Genomic DNA, 18,173 nt, shown 5'->3' on the forward strand with positions numbered 1-18,173 from the left:
AGGGTCGTGCCCCGTGCCGACCCTCTTCACCGACGATTTGTCCTCATTTCACGGGCTGGAGTAACCACGGGGTGATTACCCCTACAAGAGAATGAATCAGCCCTGGGGTGGTAAGCTGTCGCCCATTTAAATTGCATATTCGGGACGCTGCTCAGAGCAAGATCCCACTAATGGTTTGATTGATTCTTGACACACAATTTAAATGGAGAACAGCTTAATTATATCAAGACCTAAGAAAGAGTCTTTCGAGCGCGTTCCGATCGCTCTTCTGCGGTATCCATCACATCAGCCATTTTATCCACCATTTCCCCTGGATAATTTTCCAGTACCCGAGTAGAAAGGGAAATCCGGCCGCGACCTTCGTCGAGGTCAACTACCAGCGCCTTTATAGGTTGACCGGGAGCAAAAACCTGTGCCAGGTTATCAATATATTTTTGGCTAATTTGCTTGATGTGGAGTAAACCGCTAACTCCTTCCAAGTCAACAAACACGCCAAAAGGCTTGATGCTGCTAACTTTTCCTTCCACTAACTGACCGATTTGCAACTGACTGAAGGCGCTCGATTGAGCGGCCATCCGCTGGGAAAGTACGAGTTTGTCTCGATCGCGATCCACTTCCAAAAAATTCACCGTCAAAGATTGACCGATCAGCGATTCTATGTTATCGCGTTGGGCTAAGTGCGATCGGGGAATAAAACCGCGCATTCCCTCAACATCCACCGTCACGCCGCCCTTATTCGCCCCAGAAACCCGCACCTGAAGGACTTTACCAGTTTCCTGCAAAGCAACTAAATCTTCCCAAGCTTGCTGAATTTGTAACTGTTTCAGAGACAGAGTAACTTGGCCGTCTGCGTCTTGTTCGCGGATAATTAAAAAGTCCTGTTCCTCGTTTAGCGGAACCACTTCCGACAAATCCGTAACCGTTCTCAAAGCAGCCTCTGCGATCGGCAAAAAAGCCGAAGACTTGCCGCCGATATCAACATACGCGCCGTTTGAGTCGTACTCGAACACTTTGCCGCGCACCACTTGTCCCTTCTGGAACTCGTAATTGTGCTGTTCGAGGGCTTTAGCAAAATCATCCATTGAAAAAGATGCTTTTGCGCTTTGAGAACCTGTAGATTTGGAATTCATGTCAGTTTATTTATCAGTTGTCAGTTGTTAGTTGACAGTTGTCAGTTGTTAGTTGACAGTTGTCAGTTGTCAGTTGTTAGTTGACAGTTGTCATATGTTGAAGGAAGAAGGAAGATTTTCCCCCACTCTCCCACTCTCCCACTCTCCCACTCTCCTATTCTCCCACTCTCCTATTCTCCCCATCTTCCACTCTCTAAACAGGTTGAAGTTCCTGTTGAAATAGGTGCTTGACTTGCACCCACGACTCGGCTGCGGCGGTAGCGTCGAAACTGCCGCGATGGTCGCAGAAAAAGCCATGATCCGCATTGTACTGGAAAATTTGGTGAGGAATTCTGTGTTTTTCCAATTCGGCGGCGATTTGGTCAACTTGTTCTTTGGGAATGCTGGGGTCTTGAGTGCCAAAAAAGGCGTAGAGAGTGCCTTTAATGTCGGCTGTGCGGGCGATCGTCCGAGTATCGCCACCGGGGGTATTGGTGGCGATACCAGCGCCGTAGAAAGACGCTGTAGCCTTGATTTCGGGCAAAGTAGCGGCAAGGTAGGCTACGTGTCCGCCGAAGCAGAAACCGATGCAGCCAAAACCTTGTTGTTTGACGGATGGTAAAGTTTTGAGGTAATCGATGGTGGCTTGAATGTCACTGAGGAGTTCGGATGCGGTAGTTTGTTCTTTGTATTCTCTGCCGATTTTGATATCTTCCGGCGCGTAACCGGTTTCAAAGTTGGGGGCTTGGCGCTGGTAGATGGCCGGGGCGATCGCCACATATCCTTCCTTTGCTATTCTGTCAGTAACCTCGCGGATGTGCGAGTTAACGCCAAAGATTTCTTGGATGACGATAACTGCGGGAAATTCGCCGGCGGTGGCGGGTTGGGCTAGGTAAGCGGCAATTTGTAAATCTTTGTTGGGAATTGTGACGTTAGCTGTGCGAATTTCTGGGTTAGTCATAGTGAGTTTGAGTGCAATTATATTTCATTTGTGAATGAGATTTTTTTTAACGAACCGCGAAGGCGCGAAGAACACGAAGGAAGAAAAGAGAAGTTTTTTTGGCGAAAGTCTTTCTTTTCTTCTCTTCGCGTCCTTTGCGTCTTCGCGGTTTGTTTCAAAAATCTATTTTACAACATCACATTTGGGAATTGTGACGTTAGTTGTGCGAATTTCTGGGTTAGTCATAGTGAGTTTGAGTGCAATTATATTTCATTTATGAATGAGATTTTTTTAAACGAACCGCGAAGGCGCGAAGAACACGAAGGAAGAAAAGAGAAGTTTTTTTGGCGAAAGTCTTTCTTTTCTTCTCTTCGTGTCCTTTGCGTCTTCGCGGTTCGTTTAAAAAATCTATTTTACAACATCACATTCCCAGGAAATCTCTGTTTCAAAACTGGCATCACCGGACAAGGTTTTTGAGTTTGCAAATTCTCCGGTTTGTTCCAAGTAAAAGGCCCTTTATTCTCGGCCGCCATCCACAGCAAACTTTTGGCTCTAGTCATCGCTACGTAAAGCAATCTAAATTCTTCTGCTGTTTTCAAATAACCTGCTTGTTCCCACGCTTCACCGAGATTTGGTAAAGGATATTTTTCGTGCAAACTCGCTCTAATTTTTGCTCTCGCTACCTCTGCTAAGGTGAAATCTCCTAAAAATCTAGTTTGTGGCAAAACTCGCAAACTTCCGGGGATAGTTTGTTCGTGCAGAAACGGCAAAAATACGCAATCCCAATCTAAGCCTTTAGCTTTGTGCATGGTAATAATTGTGAGTTGACCTTTGCTGGTATAACGTTCTTCTATTTTGTCGTCTGCATCTACAGGTTCAAATCTTTCGGAACTGACAATTTCGCTCAGTACGTCTAAAATATTGTGCATTGAATTGTTGCCGGCGGTTTGGATTGCTACTCGTTCTGCTAATTTGTCGGCTGTGGCTAATTCTGTTTGGTCGTATTGCAGCGCTAAGGCTAAAAATGAGATAATTTGGTATGGTGGTAATTCTAAGCGTGCTTGCAGTAAACTGCAGCAAAAATAGCGACATTTCTGCACGGGATCGGACTGCTGCGGGTCTAGGGGGCCTGGATACAGGAATTGTTCGGGGCTGGTGGTAAAGGCATTGTAGTCTTGTTTGGGGATGAGTTGCCGATCGCTCAAAATCTTTAAGGCTGCTTTCAGGTAATCTGGTGAGTGCGGGCGATCGAGAAATTGCAGCAATGTTAAGATTTCCCAAGGTACTTGAGAATGTCTGTCGCGTTCTCCCACATCCTCAATTTTAATTCCGTATTTACGCAAATCAAAGCTTAATCCGTGTTTTTGCGGATTTTCTAGAACTTCTTTGATAAACTTGCCTTGTTTGTTTTCCCGCACCAAAACTGCCATTGATTTGAGATGTTCTAAGGGCAATTTTGGGTTATTTTCTGCATCTCTCGCTTCACCGTCTGATTCGATATTTGGGTCAGGGTTTACCCATTCAAGATCCGCAGGCGAAAATTGCTCAACCAACTCAATTACCCGCTTACCAATTAACTCAACACTATGGTAAATATCCCTAGGATTACACAATTCTAAACCGCGCCCAATGGGATCGGGATTGGCATTTTGTTGGGGGTCATCGCTGGGAACTGTTTGAATAATTTGGTTGCGAAAAGGCTGTTCTGTTCCGGCTAATTCCGACCGATTTACCCATTGCAACATAAAGTTAGCTGCATCGATAATTACCTGGCTGCTGCGACCTGCGCCGTCCATTGTCGCTAACTTATTTTCAACTTCGCACTCGTCACAAAACTTGTTAAAATAAATCGGGTCTGCGGGAGTGAATGTAGAATTTATCGCTTGATTTGGATCGCCAACTCTGATAAAATTTGGAGGTGAGTTACGATTGTCTGGATCTTGAGCTAATGTTTGCAAAAGTTCAGTCTGCAGAGGTGTTGAATCCTGGGCTTCGTCCTCGAAAACAGCAAATACTTGCTTTTGCTCGATCGCCCTCGCTCCCGGATTTTCCAACACCCGCAAAGCTGCTAAAATCATTTCGTCGTAATCGATAAATTCTCGACTCCTCAACAAAGCCTGATATTTTTGATATAAACCGCCAGCTACGGCTAAAATTTCATAGGCGTCGTCTGAATCTAAAGCGCTCATTTCTAACAACTCTTGGGGAGACAAACCAGAAGATTTCGCCTCGTGAATCACAGTTTTAGCTAACTGCGGCAAAATCTCCGTCCGCAAAACCGATTGTCGCCGCAGCCTCTCCGTTTCCTCTCCATCAAATTGCTGTCCTTCTAGCAAAATTTGATATCGGCGGGGATTTTCTGCGATCCAAAGTTCTACACAAGTGCGAATTAAGCGGTGACTTTGAGTCGGAGTCACTAAGGTAGAATTTTCTAAATTTAAACCCGATAAATCGGGATGGCGCATGGCAATGTTTAAAGCTAAACCGTGCAATGTGTGTACTGCAAAACCGCCTTGAGATAAAGACAATTCTGCTAATCTTTGGCGAATTTTAGCTTTAATATTAGCAGCAGCCGATCGCGTAAATGTCACCACAATTAACTGGCGGCGGTTGTGAAGCCGATGGCGGGCGATCGCAATTGCGGACGCAGCGGCCATTCCCGTAGACTTCCCGGCCCCTGGAACGGCGGAAACGGCAAGGGGGCCGCCTGTCCAATCTGCCATCTCGTGCTGCCCCTTACGCAGGCTGTCACGAATTTTACCGCAAGCTGCAGCCAAAAAAGCCGCCGGCTCTAACTCGGAGAAAGCGCTGTCAGGGCGATCGATCTCAGTAGTCGATCGGCTAAAATCAGAATCAAATTCATCAGTCATTATTACATCCGCGTTTATCTGCGTTCATCTGCGGTTAAAAATCCCAAAATCTTCAACCCCAACCGTTTCCATTTTTGTATCGGCTAAACTAACACCATCTATCCGAGCTTAAATTAAAACCAGCATAAAATTCAATACCTTACAGGAAAAACCCTAATGAAAACTCAACTCAAAACCAATTCCCGGCCGCACCAGCCCCACCTAAACCAACCCAACAACAGCACAATTCGTTTTGCTGTGGCGGCATTTTTAACTTTATCTTCAGCTATTGCTTTACCGAGTTGTGCCGCAAATTCGCCCTCCAGCGCTGGAGGTAGCGCAGATTCATCCAGCAGTCGCGAAAACCAAATTGTCGCATCTGCACCCCAACAGGCGCCCGCCCCAGTCACAAGACAAGGCGCACGGCCAAAAACTTCTGCTGTATCCAAAACAGCACCCCCAGAAACTCCAGCAACTACTCCCCAACTGATTAAAAAAGCCGAGCTCAGTGTCGTTGTCAAATCAATTGACACTAGCACTAAATCTGTTACCGAGATTGTGAAAAAGCAGCAAGGCGATATCTTGGGTTTCCAAAACCAAAAGCCGCCGGATTCTAGTATCCGCCAAACCGCAATGTTGGAGATTCGGGTACCTCAAGCAAAGTTAGAAACTACTTTAGATGCTTTAGCAAAACTCGGAAGCGTACAGAATCGAGGGCTTACGGCTGAGGATGTTACTACTCAATTAGTTGATAATGACGCTAGGCTGCGGAATCTTCGCAAATCGGAAGAAGTTGTGTTAAAAATTATGGAGCGATCGGGTTCTGTGGGGGATGTGTTGAAAGCTGCTCAAGAGTTGAGCAATATTCGGGAGTCGATCGAGCGGATTGATGCTGAGTTAAAAAGTTTGCGGAATCAAGTAGCTTATTCGACAATTAGTTTAACTTTAGAAGCCGCAGTCTCGGCTCAGCAAGATCCCGAACCTTCTCTCGGTTTGCGGGCGCAGGAAACTTGGGGGAAAGCGACTCATTCTGTGGGCGAATTGACTTTAGGTTTGTTTGCTTTTGGTATTTGGATGTTGGCTTACAGTCCTTATTTGCTGTTAATTGCCGCTGCGGTTTACGGCTTTAATCGATTTAATAAACAGCATTCTGCTCCGAAAATTCAAGAACCGAAACCGCCTCAGTAGTCAGTAGTCAGCAGTCAGCAGTCATTAGTCAGCAGTCAGCAGTCAGTAGTCATTAGTCAGCAGTCAGCAGTCATTAGTCATTCCACCCACGTAAAATTTATGTATTGTGGAACGGCCGGAGAAGCCGTTCTTAAAACCAACGACAACTAACAACTGACAACTAACAACTGACAACTAACAACTGACAACTAACAACTGACAACTAACAACTGACAACTAACAACTGACTAATCATCAATTTGCCATCCATCTTTGGTATAATCTTCATCCAGAATCTTTTTCGGCCTCATCACCAGCACGACTCGTCCCAAAATCGACAACTGCGGGGATGTTTCAAACCATTGCAATTCTAAATTGCCTGCGTTGTCGGTGAGGAAATAACTCTCAGCATCCCACTGTCTTTGGGCCCGATCGGCAATAATCAAAACTTCTTCAACTTTACCTTGCAGCGGTACCGGCAATCGATCGCTCATTTCCAAAATCGCCACTGGATCTTCGGCTTTCAAAATTACCTGCCATCCGGGAATCGCCACCCAAGCTCCGGCTCCGGCAAATTTTACCATTCGGAACGGCTCGATTTCCTCCGGTAAAGGCACTGCTATCAAATCTGACGCCGTAAGCGGCAATTTGCCGGCAACGGGGACAATCCGGGGCAGTTGTTCCTCAGAATCGACTCTGTAGGTGGGTAAGCGGGGCGCTTCGCGTCTCGGAACTACGGTAAAATCTACGAGCAATTGCTCGATTTGCCCCCTAGCTGTTTGGCTGCTAGCTAATTTTAAGCCGCGAGCAATTAAGCGCGATCGCTCTTGCAAATCGCTTTTCTGTCTCGCCAACTGCCAGCATTGGTAGGCTACAGCATCCCCTGGAGTGTCTGTGAACCCCTGCGGGAGACTCCCGAAGTGCGAAAACTCCTTCATGGCTTTGGCAACTTGACGAGCATCGTCAACATCCAAATTGTGGGCTAGGATCAAAGCTGCTGCTCCGGCTCGCTCTGTCTGAGACAAAATCCGAAATTCGTATAAAATATCACTTCCTTTGCGTAGAAAGTGCGATCGAACTTCTTCCGAACCGCCAGCGTTGACCATGCTGGTGTAAACTTGGGCTGCGACGCTGACTTGATTTTGCTGAATTGGCTCAAAACCAGTTGCTTCAAAAACCTTCTGAGAACTCCAGCCTGCTTGCTGTAAGGCGGTGCAGGCTTGTCCCCACTCTACCCAAGTGCCTTCCTTGCGGCGGAGCGATCGAATTAACTTTTCGACATCCACAGCATTAGTGGAGGGTGCAGGTGCAGAAGGCGAGAAATCTTGAGGTGTATCAGTCATAATTTAATCAAAAACCAGTGCTAATTTATCAGAAATTTGGGTAAAAACCCCGTCCTTTGAGGACAGCTTTACAATATCTTCAGGTTTGCTCACAAAGTAAGTGCTAGAATGTAAGCATGACACAAAAAGCTTTCAAGTACCGCTTCTATCCGACTCCGGAGCAAGAAACCTTGCTTCGGAGAACCTTGGGCTGTACTCGATTGGTGTACAACCGCGCTCTCTGGGCCAGAACTGAGGCATGGTACGAACGGCAAGAGCGAGTTGGCTACACCGAAACCTCTAGTTTGTTGACTGCATGGAAAAAACAAGAGGATCTTGATTTCCTTAATGACGTTAGTAGCGTCCCCTTGCAACAGGGCTTGAGACACCTGCAATCTGCATTTTCTAACTTCTTTGCAGGACGGGCGAAATACCCCAACTTTAAGAAAAAGCGCAATGGCGGCAGTGCAGAATTTACCAAGTCTGCCTTCAAATGGCGAGACGGTCAACTGTTCTTGGCGAAAACCCTTGAAGCCTTGGCGATTCGGTGGAGTCGGGCTATCCCTCAAGGCGCAGAACCTTCTAGCGTCACGGTGAGACTATCGCCTGCTGGACGCTGGAGTGTTTCGCTGTTGGTGGATATCGAGATTGAACCATTGCCCCAGTCTCCTAATGAAGTCGGGATTGATTTGGGTATTACGAGTTTGATGGCCCTGAGTACGGGTGAAAAAATTACCAATCCCTCATGTTTCAAGGCGAAACGCCACAAACTCTCAAAAGCTAAAAAAGCATTGAGTCGCAAGCAAAAAGACTCTAAAAATCGCCAAAAAGCGCGTTTGAAAGTCGCTAGAGTTTATGCGGAAATTAGCGATGCTAGACAAGATTTTCTTCACAAGTTGACAACTCGGTTGGTGAGAGAAAACCAAACCATCGCCGTAGAAGACTTGGCTGTGAAGAATCTGGTGAAAAATCACAAACTCGCCCTCTCCATCAGTGATGCAAGTTGGGGTGAGTTGGTAAGGCAACTTGAATACAAGTGTAAATGGTACGATCGCACTTTGATTAAGATCGATCGTTGGTTTCCCAGTTCTAAGCGGTGTGGGCATTGCGGTCACATCCTTGAAAGGCTGCCGTTGAATCTGAGAGAATGGAATTGCCCTAAATGCAGCGCTCACCACGACCGAGATATCAACGCCGCCCAAAATATACTTGCCGCAGGGCTTGCGGTGAAAGTCTGTGGAGCGAACGTAAGACCGGATAGGCATAAGTCTGATGGCGGTTGCGATGAAGCAGAAAGGTCTAGAAAGTGATTTCTAGAATCCCCGTGCGTTCACGCCGGGGCGGATGTCAAGTGTGATTCGATATCAGCAAGCATCGTGTCGCGGCAGAGCGATCGATTGATAGTAAGGGAAGTATGAGACTATTGTTACAGAATAGTTGCTCGCCTAAATTTACCAAGGGGAGTTTATCGTATTGTTATGGATAATGCCATTCCAGAGCTCGATCAAATTAAACGCCAGCTCATGACCCTACACCGACCGAAAAAACCCAAAATGTTGGTAGTAGACGATGAACCAGACAATCTGGATTTACTCTACCGCACTTTCCGACGAGATTTTAACGTACTCAAAGCTGATAGCGGGATTCGCGCCTTGGAAGTCCTCGGTATTGAGGGCGAGGTCGCCGTCATCATTTCCGACCAGCGGATGCCTGAAATGAAGGGAACAGAGTTTCTCAGCAAGACCGTACCACAGTTTCCGAATACCGTCAGAATTATTTTGACGGGTTTTACTGACATTGAAGACTTAGTGGATGCAATTAACTCTGGACAGGTTTACAAGTATATCACCAAGCCTTGGGACCCGAACGAATTGAAAATGGTGGTGCAAAAAGCTGCCGAGACTTATGAAGTTCTCAAGCAGCGGACTGAGGAATTGCACCGCGCCCAAAATCAAATACAACTGTTAGCAACAATCATGCAGGCGGCTGTGGATTATCCGAATTTGGAACTTAGTTTAGAACCAATGGCTACTGCTGTTAGCGATAATTTTTTGGCGGATGTTTGCATTTTGCAAATGTTGGAAGAAAATGTTTTAATCCCAGTCCAAGGCACTCACACCAGCGGACACACTGTGGAAAATTGGCTGGCTGATGACCCTCTGGTTGGGGAGGCAATTTCCTCTCAAACTATTCAGGGTGCTGTAAATATTGCCAGCGACGCAGCCCTAGCTAGTCTGCCGCACTATCAAAAATCTGGCGTTCAAGCTCACTTGATCGTGCCGGTGATTCACAAAGGTCGATCGCTAGCCCTGATGTCCCTCCAGTGGAAACAACCTTGTTCCCTGCGCCCCGACGAACTCACAACAGTTCACCTCGCCGCTCAAGAAGTTGCTTTGGTACTGACGAGTTTTCAAGGTGGTTAGTCATTGGTTATTGGTTATTGGTTATTAGTTATTGGTTATTGGTTATTGGTTATTGGTTATTGGTTATTAGTCATCAGTCATTAGTCATTAGTCATCAGTCATTAGTCATTGGTTATTGGTTAGTTGCTACCAATTACCAATTCCCAATTCCCAATTCCTAAGTCCCAATTCCCAATTCCCAAGTCCCAAGTCCCAATTGCTAACTCCCAAGTGACAAATAACAAACAACAAATAACAAATAACCAATAACAAATAACCAATAACTAATAACCAATAACTAATAACAAATAACCAATAACCAATGACTAATAACGCCGAAGGAATTAAAAATATCTTTAACAGAATTGCACCAGTTTACAACCAAATGAACGACTGGTTGAGCTTGGGGCAGCACCGGATTTGGAAGCAAATGGCGGTGAATTGGAGCAGTGCGGGCCCGGGAAATACTTGTTTGGACTTGTGCTGCGGTAGCGGGGATTTAGCTTTGCTGCTGGCAAAACAAGCAGGGCCTACCGGCTGTGTATTTGGAGTAGATTTTTCCGCCGAACAATTGGCTGTTGCTGCTTTGCGCGATCGACCTTTGCTTACCCAGACAAGTCCCATAACCTGGATAGAAGCTGATGCCCTAGACTTGCCTTTTACCGACAATTACTTTGACTGCGCCACAATGGGTTACGGCTTGCGTAACGTGACGGACATCCCCCGCAGCCTTCAAGAATTGCACCGCGTGCTCAAACCGGGCGCAAAAGCCGCCATTCTCGACCTCCACCGCCCCAGTAATTCCCTCATGCGGAGCTTTCAGCAGTTTTATCTCGACAGTCTCGTGGTGCCAATTGCTCAGCAATTTGGGATGACTCAAGAATATGCCTACATTAATCCTAGTTTAGAAAAATTCCCGATCGGTCAGCAGCAAGTCGCGATCGCCCGCGAAGCCGGATTTGCAGCAGCCACCCACTATCCCATTGCTGGAGCTATGATGGGAGTATTGGTATTAGTGAGTTGACTGTTGACTGCTGACTGTTAACTGTTAACTGTTGACTGTTGACTGTTGACTGCTGACTGTTGACTGTTGACTGCTGACTAATAACTACTGACTGCTGACTGTTGACTGCTGACTGTTGACTAATAACTAATAACTACTGACTACTGACTACTGACTACTGACTACTGACTGCTGACTAATGACTACTGACTAATTCCCAATTCCCAATTATTGATGAACCAGTCTGACATTTGGCTGTTGTTTGCTCCGCCTGTAGTGGGAGGCATTATTGGCTATTTTACTAACGACATAGCCATCAAAATGCTGTTTCGCCCCTATCGAGCTATTTATATCAAAGGGCGGCAGTTGCCTTTCACTCCCGGCTTGATCCCCCGCAACCAAGAACGCTTGGCCAAGCGAATTTCTGACACAATTATGGGTTCGCTGCTGACACCACAAGAATTGCAAAATTTGGCGCGCCGCCTTTTGCAAACCGAGCGGATGCAGTCGATAATTCTCTGGCTGCTGCAGTTGGCGCTGGATCAGGTAAAAGCAGACGCAGAACAAAAAACATCTAAAATTCTCGCTAACATTCTGCGAGATTTGCTGGGAGAATCTGTGCCGCGAATTCTCAAAGTTTTGGCGCGCCGGGAAGATTTTTTAGAAGCTCAGCTAAATCAAATTTTTGACCAAGTTTTGCTAGAAATTCAGCTAACAGAAGCTCAGGCGGCTCAGTTGGCTGATTGGCTGTTGCAGGTAGTAATACCGCCGGAAGTGCTGCGGCAGGCTTTAATTGACTTTTTGACCGATCGCAATATTTCGATTATCGATGAAGGGTTTCGAGAAAAAACCAGCGGCACTTATTGGGTTGTCGCCAATTTGTTTGGTTTGCGGAACACTTTAACTCGGCTGCGGACTTTTTGTCTCGACGACAGAGAAGCAACAAATAAGCGGTTAGCAGAGTTAACAGTTTCTTTGGGAATTCGCGGGCGACTTCAGGAATGGCTGCAAAATTTGTCAATGCAAAACTTACCGGTTTCCACTGTAAGACAGTTGCGAAAAACAATGCGCGACAGCGTTCGTACCTACGTTCAACAGCGGGGTACAGAGGTACTTGATGGGTTGAGCAAATCTATTGACTGGGAAAATATTTCGCGGTTGATTCTGAATCGATTGCAAACTTCAGCGGTAATGAGCGCTTCCCTAGAAATTGTCAGCAAAGAACTAGCTTTGGTTTTAGATCGTTATTTAGAGCGGGATTTAGAAAAAATTGTAGCTCAGGCTATCCCGATTTTAAATATCGACCAGGTGATTGTCGATCGAGTAAAAGGCACTTCTCCCGAAGAATTAGAGCTAGCAATTCAGGGAATTGTCAAAAGTGAGTTGCAGGGAATTGTAAATTTAGGAGGCATTTTAGGTGTTTTTGTCGGCTGTTTGCAGACAGTCATACTTTTGCTGCAGCGATGATTGATCTCGGCAGTTGTGAGATATTTGGTTGTAATATGATATCGAGCGCAGAATTTGCACGCACAGTAGACTTGCATTGAATTCCTACGCTTTTCTGAGCCTCCAATTATCTGCGTTTGTCTGTGTTGCATCTGCCTAGAATCTGCGGTTGCTCGATCGGTTATTTTTGACCCAATCCCTAATTTACTTATTTTCTAAATCTATGCCACTTCCCAATTCGGACGATCGCCCCTATACCCCAAAAAACCCCCGCAACCTCAGCCGCCAACAATACGAGCGTTTAACCGCAGAAATAGCCACTCCCTACCGGCCTCTGCGACAGTTGGTCTACGTAGCTTGTGGCGCTTCGGGCTTTATCGGCGGTCTGGTTTTCCTCGCTCAAATTGCCTCTGGCCGGGAAATAGGCTCTGCTTTGCCAAATTTTGCCCTCCAAGTCGGAGTCGTGGCTCTGATGGTGTTTTTGTTTCGCCTAGAGCAACGCGCCGAAGCCCGATCGCCGAAGTCAAAGTAACAAAAATTTACAAATCGACACAAAAATCTATTTGAGGTAAAGAAAAGTTAGAATAATAAAGAAATTATTACGAAATCCTGGTTTGCGATCGATCCCTGTCATGATTAAAGAGTGGGTTCAATTGGGGTCAGCACATTTAAAGACCCTAATCATAAGCCGCTTTTACTTCCTTCAATTGGGGTCAGCTTTGATAAAGACCCTAAATATATAAAACAAATTTCAGCCCAGCGCCAGCCTTCATTGATAGAAGAGCTGGCGTTTGGCATTTGGGGCAGTAGGGGGCGCGCGCGGCCAAGCACAGTTCCCAAAAAATAATGCCACAGCAGGAAAGCTGCAAATCCTGCTTATCGTCAGTCATCCCCAATCCCCAATCCCCAAATCTAAAATCTAAAATCTAAAATCTAATCAGATCTGTGTCAAAGTCTAATTAGAAAAAGTTGTTGGGAGATTTTACTATGAGCAGGTCATTTTGCAAAGTGCGGTGGACGCTATTTTTAGCTGCCGGTGCGGGAATTGTATTTTACAGCAGTGCGGCGGCGGCGGCGGCCGAAAAGGTAGTGCTCAAATACAGTGCGATCCGAATGACTTTACCAGTCAGCGAATTAGAAGTTTTTGCAGGAACTGGGAAAATGTCGCCCGGGTTAGAAATGCTGTTGTCCCAGGCAAAACAAGACCCGGAAGCGATTCGCAGAAATCTTACGAGACCGGTTAAAGTCAATCAAAGGTTTTTGGATGGGACGCTTAACAGTCAGGTTGGGGAAATTATTCTCGATGAAGTGGGTCAGGTAATTCGGACTCCTTCTGGGAATGCAAATCGAGAAGCTTTGAGATCGGCTCTGGTGCTGTCTGCAACTAATGATAACGAGATTACGCTGCTGGAAGCGATGAGGAATTATCCGGCTGCTGAAGTTTATGTTGAGGGCGATCGTTTAGTTGAAGCTTACGGCAAACTGGTGGCTTTGTCAGAACAATTGGGCGGCGTTTCGGAACGGCTGCAAAACATTTTGAACAAGATTCGTCTGCCTAGGTTGTAGGGGATTGTGTCAAGGATCGTTGATTTGTGCGATCGTACAATTTTTCGGAACCTGCATAAATTACACCAGACTCACATTTTATTTTTGCAAAATTTCCTGATTTTAACACCAGTCTAAAACAAGAATGCAGCGCTATACAAGCTCCCAACCCAACGGGAATCAGTTAGTCCCAAATCTCATATCGAAAAGCAGGCAATCTCACATGGTATAATTTTTCTCTTAAATCTATCCCTGGATAGATGTTATACAGTTAATAAAAAGTTGACAATGATGTTTCTTTTTGGGGTGTTTTGAGCAAAAAATGCGGCTGAGAGCTTCTGTATCTTCCATAAATAGAAATACGATCTGCTGGACATTACAGATTATGTGTTTTAAGATATGGAAATGCTGTCAGAGTTAGGCGCTTGCAAAAAAAATGACCAGTCATTAGTAAGCTAGTGCTATCACAGATAACATTACGCAACGCATTCCCCAAAACTTTTGACAAAAAAAAGTTAAAAACGGAAAGGGTGAGAGACTGGATTAATTAACAGCACCTCACATCCAAATAAAATCGTAATTTCAGGGTAGTACACTTTCATTCCATCGACTCTATATACTGGCTAAAAATAGCAACATGAAAAACGATCCTATTCGTCCAAAAGACCGTTTCTTGGTGTTCGGCGCTCCGGCGATCGAAGATGCTGAAATTCAAGAAGTGGTGGCAACCATGAAAACAGGTTGGTTGGGTACCGGCCCGAAAGTCAGGCTTTTTCAAGATGAATTCAATGCTTACAAGGGTTCCCAGTACGCGGTTGCGGTTAATTCCTGTACGGCGGGATTGCACTTGAGCGTCCTCGCTGCTGGCTTGAAACCAGGGGATGAAGTCATTACTACTCCAATGACTTTTTGCGCTACAGTTAATGCGATTATTCACGCCGGAGCAACACCGGTACTGGCGGATGTAGATCCGGTGACAATGAATATTGACCCGGCTCAAGTCGAAGCTAAAATAACTCCTAAAACTAAGGCGATTTTACCAGTTCACTTCGCCGGTCGTCCCTGCGATATGGATGCGCTTTGTTCCATTGCTAGCCGTCACAATTTGAAGTTGATTGAAGACTGCGCTCACGCGATCGAAACACAGTACAAGGGACGGAAAGCAGGCACCTTTGGCGACTTCGGATGTTTCAGCTTTTATGTCACCAAAAACATCACGACTGGCGAAGGAGGAATGATTCTGGCTCGCGCTCAAGCAGACTCTGACAGGCTCAACATTTTAGCGCTGCACGGTATGAGCAAAGATGCTTGGAAGCGTTTCAGCGACTCGGGTTACAAGCACTACGAAGTGGTGGAAGTCGGCTTTAAATACAACATGATGGATCTGCAAGCTGCGATCGGCATTCATCAATTAAAACGAGTCACCCCTTATTGGCAGCGGCGGGAGCAGATTTGGCAGCGCTACAATGAAGCATTTGCGGATTTGCCGATTACTGTACCGGCGAACCCAGAACCGGATACCATTCACGCTTATCACCTGTACACAATTCTGGTAGATGAAGCGAAAACAGGAATCAGCCGCGACGAGTTTCTCAACGCTATTAATGCTGAAAATATTGGTGTCGGCGTACATTACATGAGTATGCCGGAACATCCTGTCTATCAAAAAATGTTTGGATGGCAGACTGCAGACTATCCAAATGCTAGCTACATTGGGCGGCATACAGTTAGCTTGCCGATTTCAGCTAAATTAACAGATGCAGATGTGGAAGATGTAATTGCTGGTGTTAAGAAATGTTTAGCCCTAGGCAAAGCTAAAAATCCTGTTTTAGCAACTGCCGCCTAAAGTCCTCAGATAGGATGATTGATTCTCTCCTTAAGAATTAAACATCCTAGTCCTGACTTTTGACTCCCGCTCTCAAATCAGGCTGCATTTACATGATTAGCTTTCTTTGTAATTCCTAATTGGTCTGTAAACCTACCGAAAAAACAGAATACCCAGAACCCGGCGGTAGTTAAAAACGTCGGGTATCTGGGAGGGAGATAGCTTTTTAGCTTTAATGGGTTGACCTATTGGCTTTTGAGTTAAAAATGAGGTAGTTTGTTGGGTTTAATCCATCTTGAGAGTTGTTATATAGCAATAGGGCAGCGTCTAATAACTCTATTTACAGTCATTTGCGAATCTAAGCTGTTATACATTTAAATTGTGCATCTAAAATCAATCAAAATATTGTATGATGGGTACGCGAAACCGTTCCGAACATCCAATTTAAATGTAAAATAGCTTATGTGAGAAGAGCTATACTTCATTATCCTGATTCGTTGAGTAATATTGCTGATTAATATGTTAAAATTGAGTGCTTTATTCCCAATACATTCTCGAAACCGAGGAATCAGCGACGTATTTTTTTCAGTGTGTAAAGAATGGCAAGGCCCTGAATTGAAGGCTCGCATGGTTGTCCCGAGTTGCGATCGCGAATGTCGCGGCCCCAATGTAGTGGAAGCAATTCCGTCATTTCTGAGAAAACTATATTACCGCAGCCCTAGTCTTCCCATAATCAAGACAGAGAAGCGTTTTCTCAAAGATTTCAAAGATTTTGATCTGGCATACTTGTGGCCTGGTATATCATTAGATTTTGTAAAGAAGGTTAACAAGCAGAGCAAGCCAATTGTTTTGGAGCGAGTTAATAGTTATCAAGGCGAAGCTAAGATAATCCTTGATGATGCTTACTCTCGCTTGGGATTGGAACCTCAACACAGCATTACTCCAGAAAATATTCAGGATGAAAAGGAAAAACTCAACCTAATTGATTTTCTGTTTTGTCCTAGTCCGATAGTAGCAAAATCGTTTCAAGAAGTCGGGGTTCCTGAAGAGAAACTACTTGTAACGACAGAAGGTTGGTGGCCCGATCGTTTCCCCAATTATCAATCTCAAAAACCGCCGCAGGATGAAGTTAACGTCCTTTTCCTAGGTTTTGCCTGCGTCCGCAAAGGGGTTCATTTGCTGTTGAAGGCTTGGGAGCTAGCTGGGATTAAGGGAACGCTGACAATTTTTGGAGCGATGGAGCCTGCGATCGCTCAAACTTGCAGTCATTGGCTGAAACGTCCTGATGTCGTTCAATTTGATCATGCTTTTGACTACAGTTTTGCCTATCGCAAAGCTGACTTTTTTGCCTTTCCCAGTCTTGAGGAAGGTAGCGCACTCGTCATCTATGAAGCAATGGGTCATGGTTTGCCGATTCTTACTTCGCCGAGGGGAGGAGGCGGTGTGGTGCGTGATGGTATTGACGGCATAATTCTCGATCCCTACGATACGGATGCCTGGGTGGAGGGACTGCGAAAATTATCTAATTCTCCTGATTTGCGCGCTCAGATGGGAGCCTCCGCCCGCAAGCGAGCTTTGGATTTGACTTGGCCCCAAGTTGCTGCTAGGCGCAAAGAGCAAATTCTGCAAAAAATGAAAATTAAATAACCCTTTACCTGGGTTCCCTTTAGATAAATCTGATGTAACAGAAATGCTGTCCCCTGCAATTACTCCGAATTTGAAAGTGGCACTCACCTAGCTTTTTGGCGTTGCTGAATTAAGGTATGAATGCCCCGGTCATGGGAATATCGTCAAATTTCAAGTAATGTATTAATAACTTAATAGAATGCTTGAGAATTTGCCAACATTTAGAATAACAAAGAGTCTGGGGATGTAGCTTAGCTAAATAATGTCTTAGTCTTGTATTTTACCCTTCTAAGGAGTGTAAGATAAGTCTTGCTAACAATCTAATCTCCATCAGAAATAAACATGGGATATACAGACCATCCATCAGTTACATAAAAATAGCATTTCCATGCACTTACTTTGTCCCCTAATGGTGCAAATGCCTTAGCGCTACGATCCCCTAATACCAATCCTAAAATTCCTGGACTAAAGTGGTCAACCGCTGTCCAAAGCCAGATTTTGTCTGTTTTTTGCATAAGTTTGTAATTCATCGAGTTCACCAACTTCTGGAATTACTTCCGGGTCATAAACATCTGGTAACAGTTTCCCGATTTGTTTTCCCCAATTTATTACGCCCGGTATTATGAACTTTCTTAAGTCGTTCTATCGCCCGTAAACCTATGCCATTAACGTACATTTTTAGGCAATCACGTTTGATGGGTTAGCGCTTGACATAGCTGGGCATACTCATTAATGAATTGACGACAACATTGGACACAAATGTGGTTCTGTTTTCCTTTTTTCTTGCCATTTTTACGGATATGAGTTGATTTACATTCGCTGGCGTTGCATAAATCATTCCTCCTATTCCATACTCTAATATCAATTTCGGTTGCACTCCTCATGATGTTAGCTGTTAACAGTCAACAGTCAACAGTGAATTTACTATTTTGATGAAGA

At 45.2% G+C, this 18,173-nt stretch carries 14 protein-coding genes and 1 pseudogene; 9 read left to right on the top strand and 6 right to left on the bottom strand.

Going from position 1 to position 18,173, the window contains the following annotated elements; translation table 11 throughout:
* Positions 1–230: 230 nt before the first annotated feature.
* The 3 genes from AACV78_RS06365 to AACV78_RS06375 all read right to left on the bottom strand — a co-directional run bounded on the left by AACV78_RS06365 (position 231) and on the right by AACV78_RS06375 (position 4,919).
* Positions 231–1,130, bottom strand: a complete 900-nt coding sequence (locus AACV78_RS06365; protein WP_194010007.1) for a S1 RNA-binding domain-containing protein — start codon at positions 1,128–1,130, stop codon at positions 231–233.
* 193 nt (positions 1,131–1,323) lie between these two features.
* Positions 1,324–2,070 carry a dienelactone hydrolase family protein gene (locus AACV78_RS06370; RefSeq protein ID WP_194010008.1) on the bottom strand — a complete coding sequence of 249 codons (747 nt, stop codon included), beginning with the start codon at positions 2,068–2,070 and terminating at the stop codon, positions 1,324–1,326.
* A gap of 392 nt (positions 2,071–2,462) precedes the next feature.
* Positions 2,463–4,919, bottom strand: a complete 2,457-nt coding sequence (locus AACV78_RS06375) for an ATP-dependent helicase (protein WP_194010009.1) — start codon at positions 4,917–4,919, stop codon at positions 2,463–2,465.
* A 156-nt stretch (positions 4,920–5,075) separates the two neighbouring features.
* Between AACV78_RS06375 and AACV78_RS06380 the strand changes: the two genes are divergently transcribed.
* Complete coding sequence (locus AACV78_RS06380; protein WP_194010010.1) at positions 5,076–6,086, top strand: DUF4349 domain-containing protein; 1,011 nt, start codon at positions 5,076–5,078, stop codon at positions 6,084–6,086.
* A 227-nt stretch (positions 6,087–6,313) separates the two neighbouring features.
* On the opposite strand, the gene AACV78_RS06385 is transcribed toward AACV78_RS06380, so the two are convergent.
* Positions 6,314–7,408, bottom strand: coding sequence for a RuBisCO accumulation factor 1 (locus AACV78_RS06385; RefSeq protein ID WP_194010011.1), 1,095 nt, complete (start codon positions 7,406–7,408; stop codon positions 6,314–6,316).
* 116 nt (positions 7,409–7,524) lie between these two features.
* Between AACV78_RS06385 and AACV78_RS06390 the strand changes: the two genes are divergently transcribed.
* Complete coding sequence (locus tag AACV78_RS06390; RefSeq protein WP_194010012.1) at positions 7,525–8,697, top strand: RNA-guided endonuclease InsQ/TnpB family protein; 1,173 nt, start codon at positions 7,525–7,527, stop codon at positions 8,695–8,697.
* A gap of 168 nt (positions 8,698–8,865) precedes the next feature.
* Positions 8,866–9,810 carry a response regulator gene (locus AACV78_RS06395; protein WP_194010013.1) on the top strand — a complete coding sequence of 315 codons (945 nt, stop codon included), beginning with the start codon at positions 8,866–8,868 and terminating at the stop codon, positions 9,808–9,810.
* A 126-nt stretch (positions 9,811–9,936) separates the two neighbouring features.
* Here AACV78_RS06395 and AACV78_RS28650 read toward each other — a convergent pair whose 3' ends face one another.
* Positions 9,937–10,155 carry a hypothetical protein gene (locus tag AACV78_RS28650; protein WP_370528841.1) on the bottom strand — a complete coding sequence of 73 codons (219 nt, stop codon included), beginning with the start codon at positions 10,153–10,155 and terminating at the stop codon, positions 9,937–9,939.
* Here AACV78_RS28650 and ubiE point away from each other — a divergent pair.
* The 6 genes from ubiE to AACV78_RS06425 all read left to right on the top strand — a co-directional run bounded on the left by ubiE (position 10,112) and on the right by AACV78_RS06425 (position 17,255).
* Complete coding sequence (gene ubiE / locus AACV78_RS06400; protein ID WP_194010014.1) at positions 10,112–10,813, top strand: bifunctional demethylmenaquinone methyltransferase/2-methoxy-6-polyprenyl-1,4-benzoquinol methylase UbiE; 702 nt, start codon at positions 10,112–10,114, stop codon at positions 10,811–10,813. The genes AACV78_RS28650 and ubiE overlap by 44 nt on opposite strands.
* Before the next feature lie 213 nt (positions 10,814–11,026).
* Positions 11,027–12,259 (top strand): DUF445 domain-containing protein, encoded by a 1,233-nt coding sequence (locus tag AACV78_RS06405; protein WP_194010015.1) that lies wholly within the window; start codon positions 11,027–11,029, stop codon positions 12,257–12,259.
* Positions 12,260–12,461: 202 nt separating this feature from the next.
* Positions 12,462–12,770: a DUF3493 domain-containing protein gene (locus AACV78_RS06410; RefSeq protein ID WP_194010016.1), complete on the top strand. Its 309-nt coding sequence runs from the start codon at positions 12,462–12,464 to the stop codon at positions 12,768–12,770.
* A gap of 455 nt (positions 12,771–13,225) precedes the next feature.
* Positions 13,226–13,804 carry an alpha/beta hydrolase gene (locus AACV78_RS06415; protein ID WP_194010017.1) on the top strand — a complete coding sequence of 193 codons (579 nt, stop codon included), beginning with the start codon at positions 13,226–13,228 and terminating at the stop codon, positions 13,802–13,804.
* Between the two features lie 616 nt (positions 13,805–14,420).
* Entirely contained in the window at positions 14,421–15,629 is a 1,209-nt protein-coding gene (locus tag AACV78_RS06420; protein WP_194010018.1) for a DegT/DnrJ/EryC1/StrS family aminotransferase, read from the top strand.
* A gap of 567 nt (positions 15,630–16,196) precedes the next feature.
* On the top strand, positions 16,197–17,255 hold the full coding sequence (locus AACV78_RS06425; protein WP_194010019.1) for a glycosyltransferase: 1,059 nt from the start codon (positions 16,197–16,199) through the stop codon (positions 17,253–17,255).
* Positions 17,256–17,364: 109 nt separating this feature from the next.
* On the opposite strand, the pseudogene AACV78_RS06430 reads toward AACV78_RS06425, so the two are convergent.
* Positions 17,365–18,094, bottom strand: a pseudogene (locus tag AACV78_RS06430) (IS1 family transposase).
* Positions 18,095–18,173 lie beyond the last annotated feature (79 nt).

Source organism: Tychonema sp. LEGE 07196 (assembly GCF_963890365.1).
In the GTDB taxonomy this organism is placed as follows: Bacteria; Cyanobacteriota; Cyanobacteriia; order Cyanobacteriales; family Microcoleaceae; genus Microcoleus.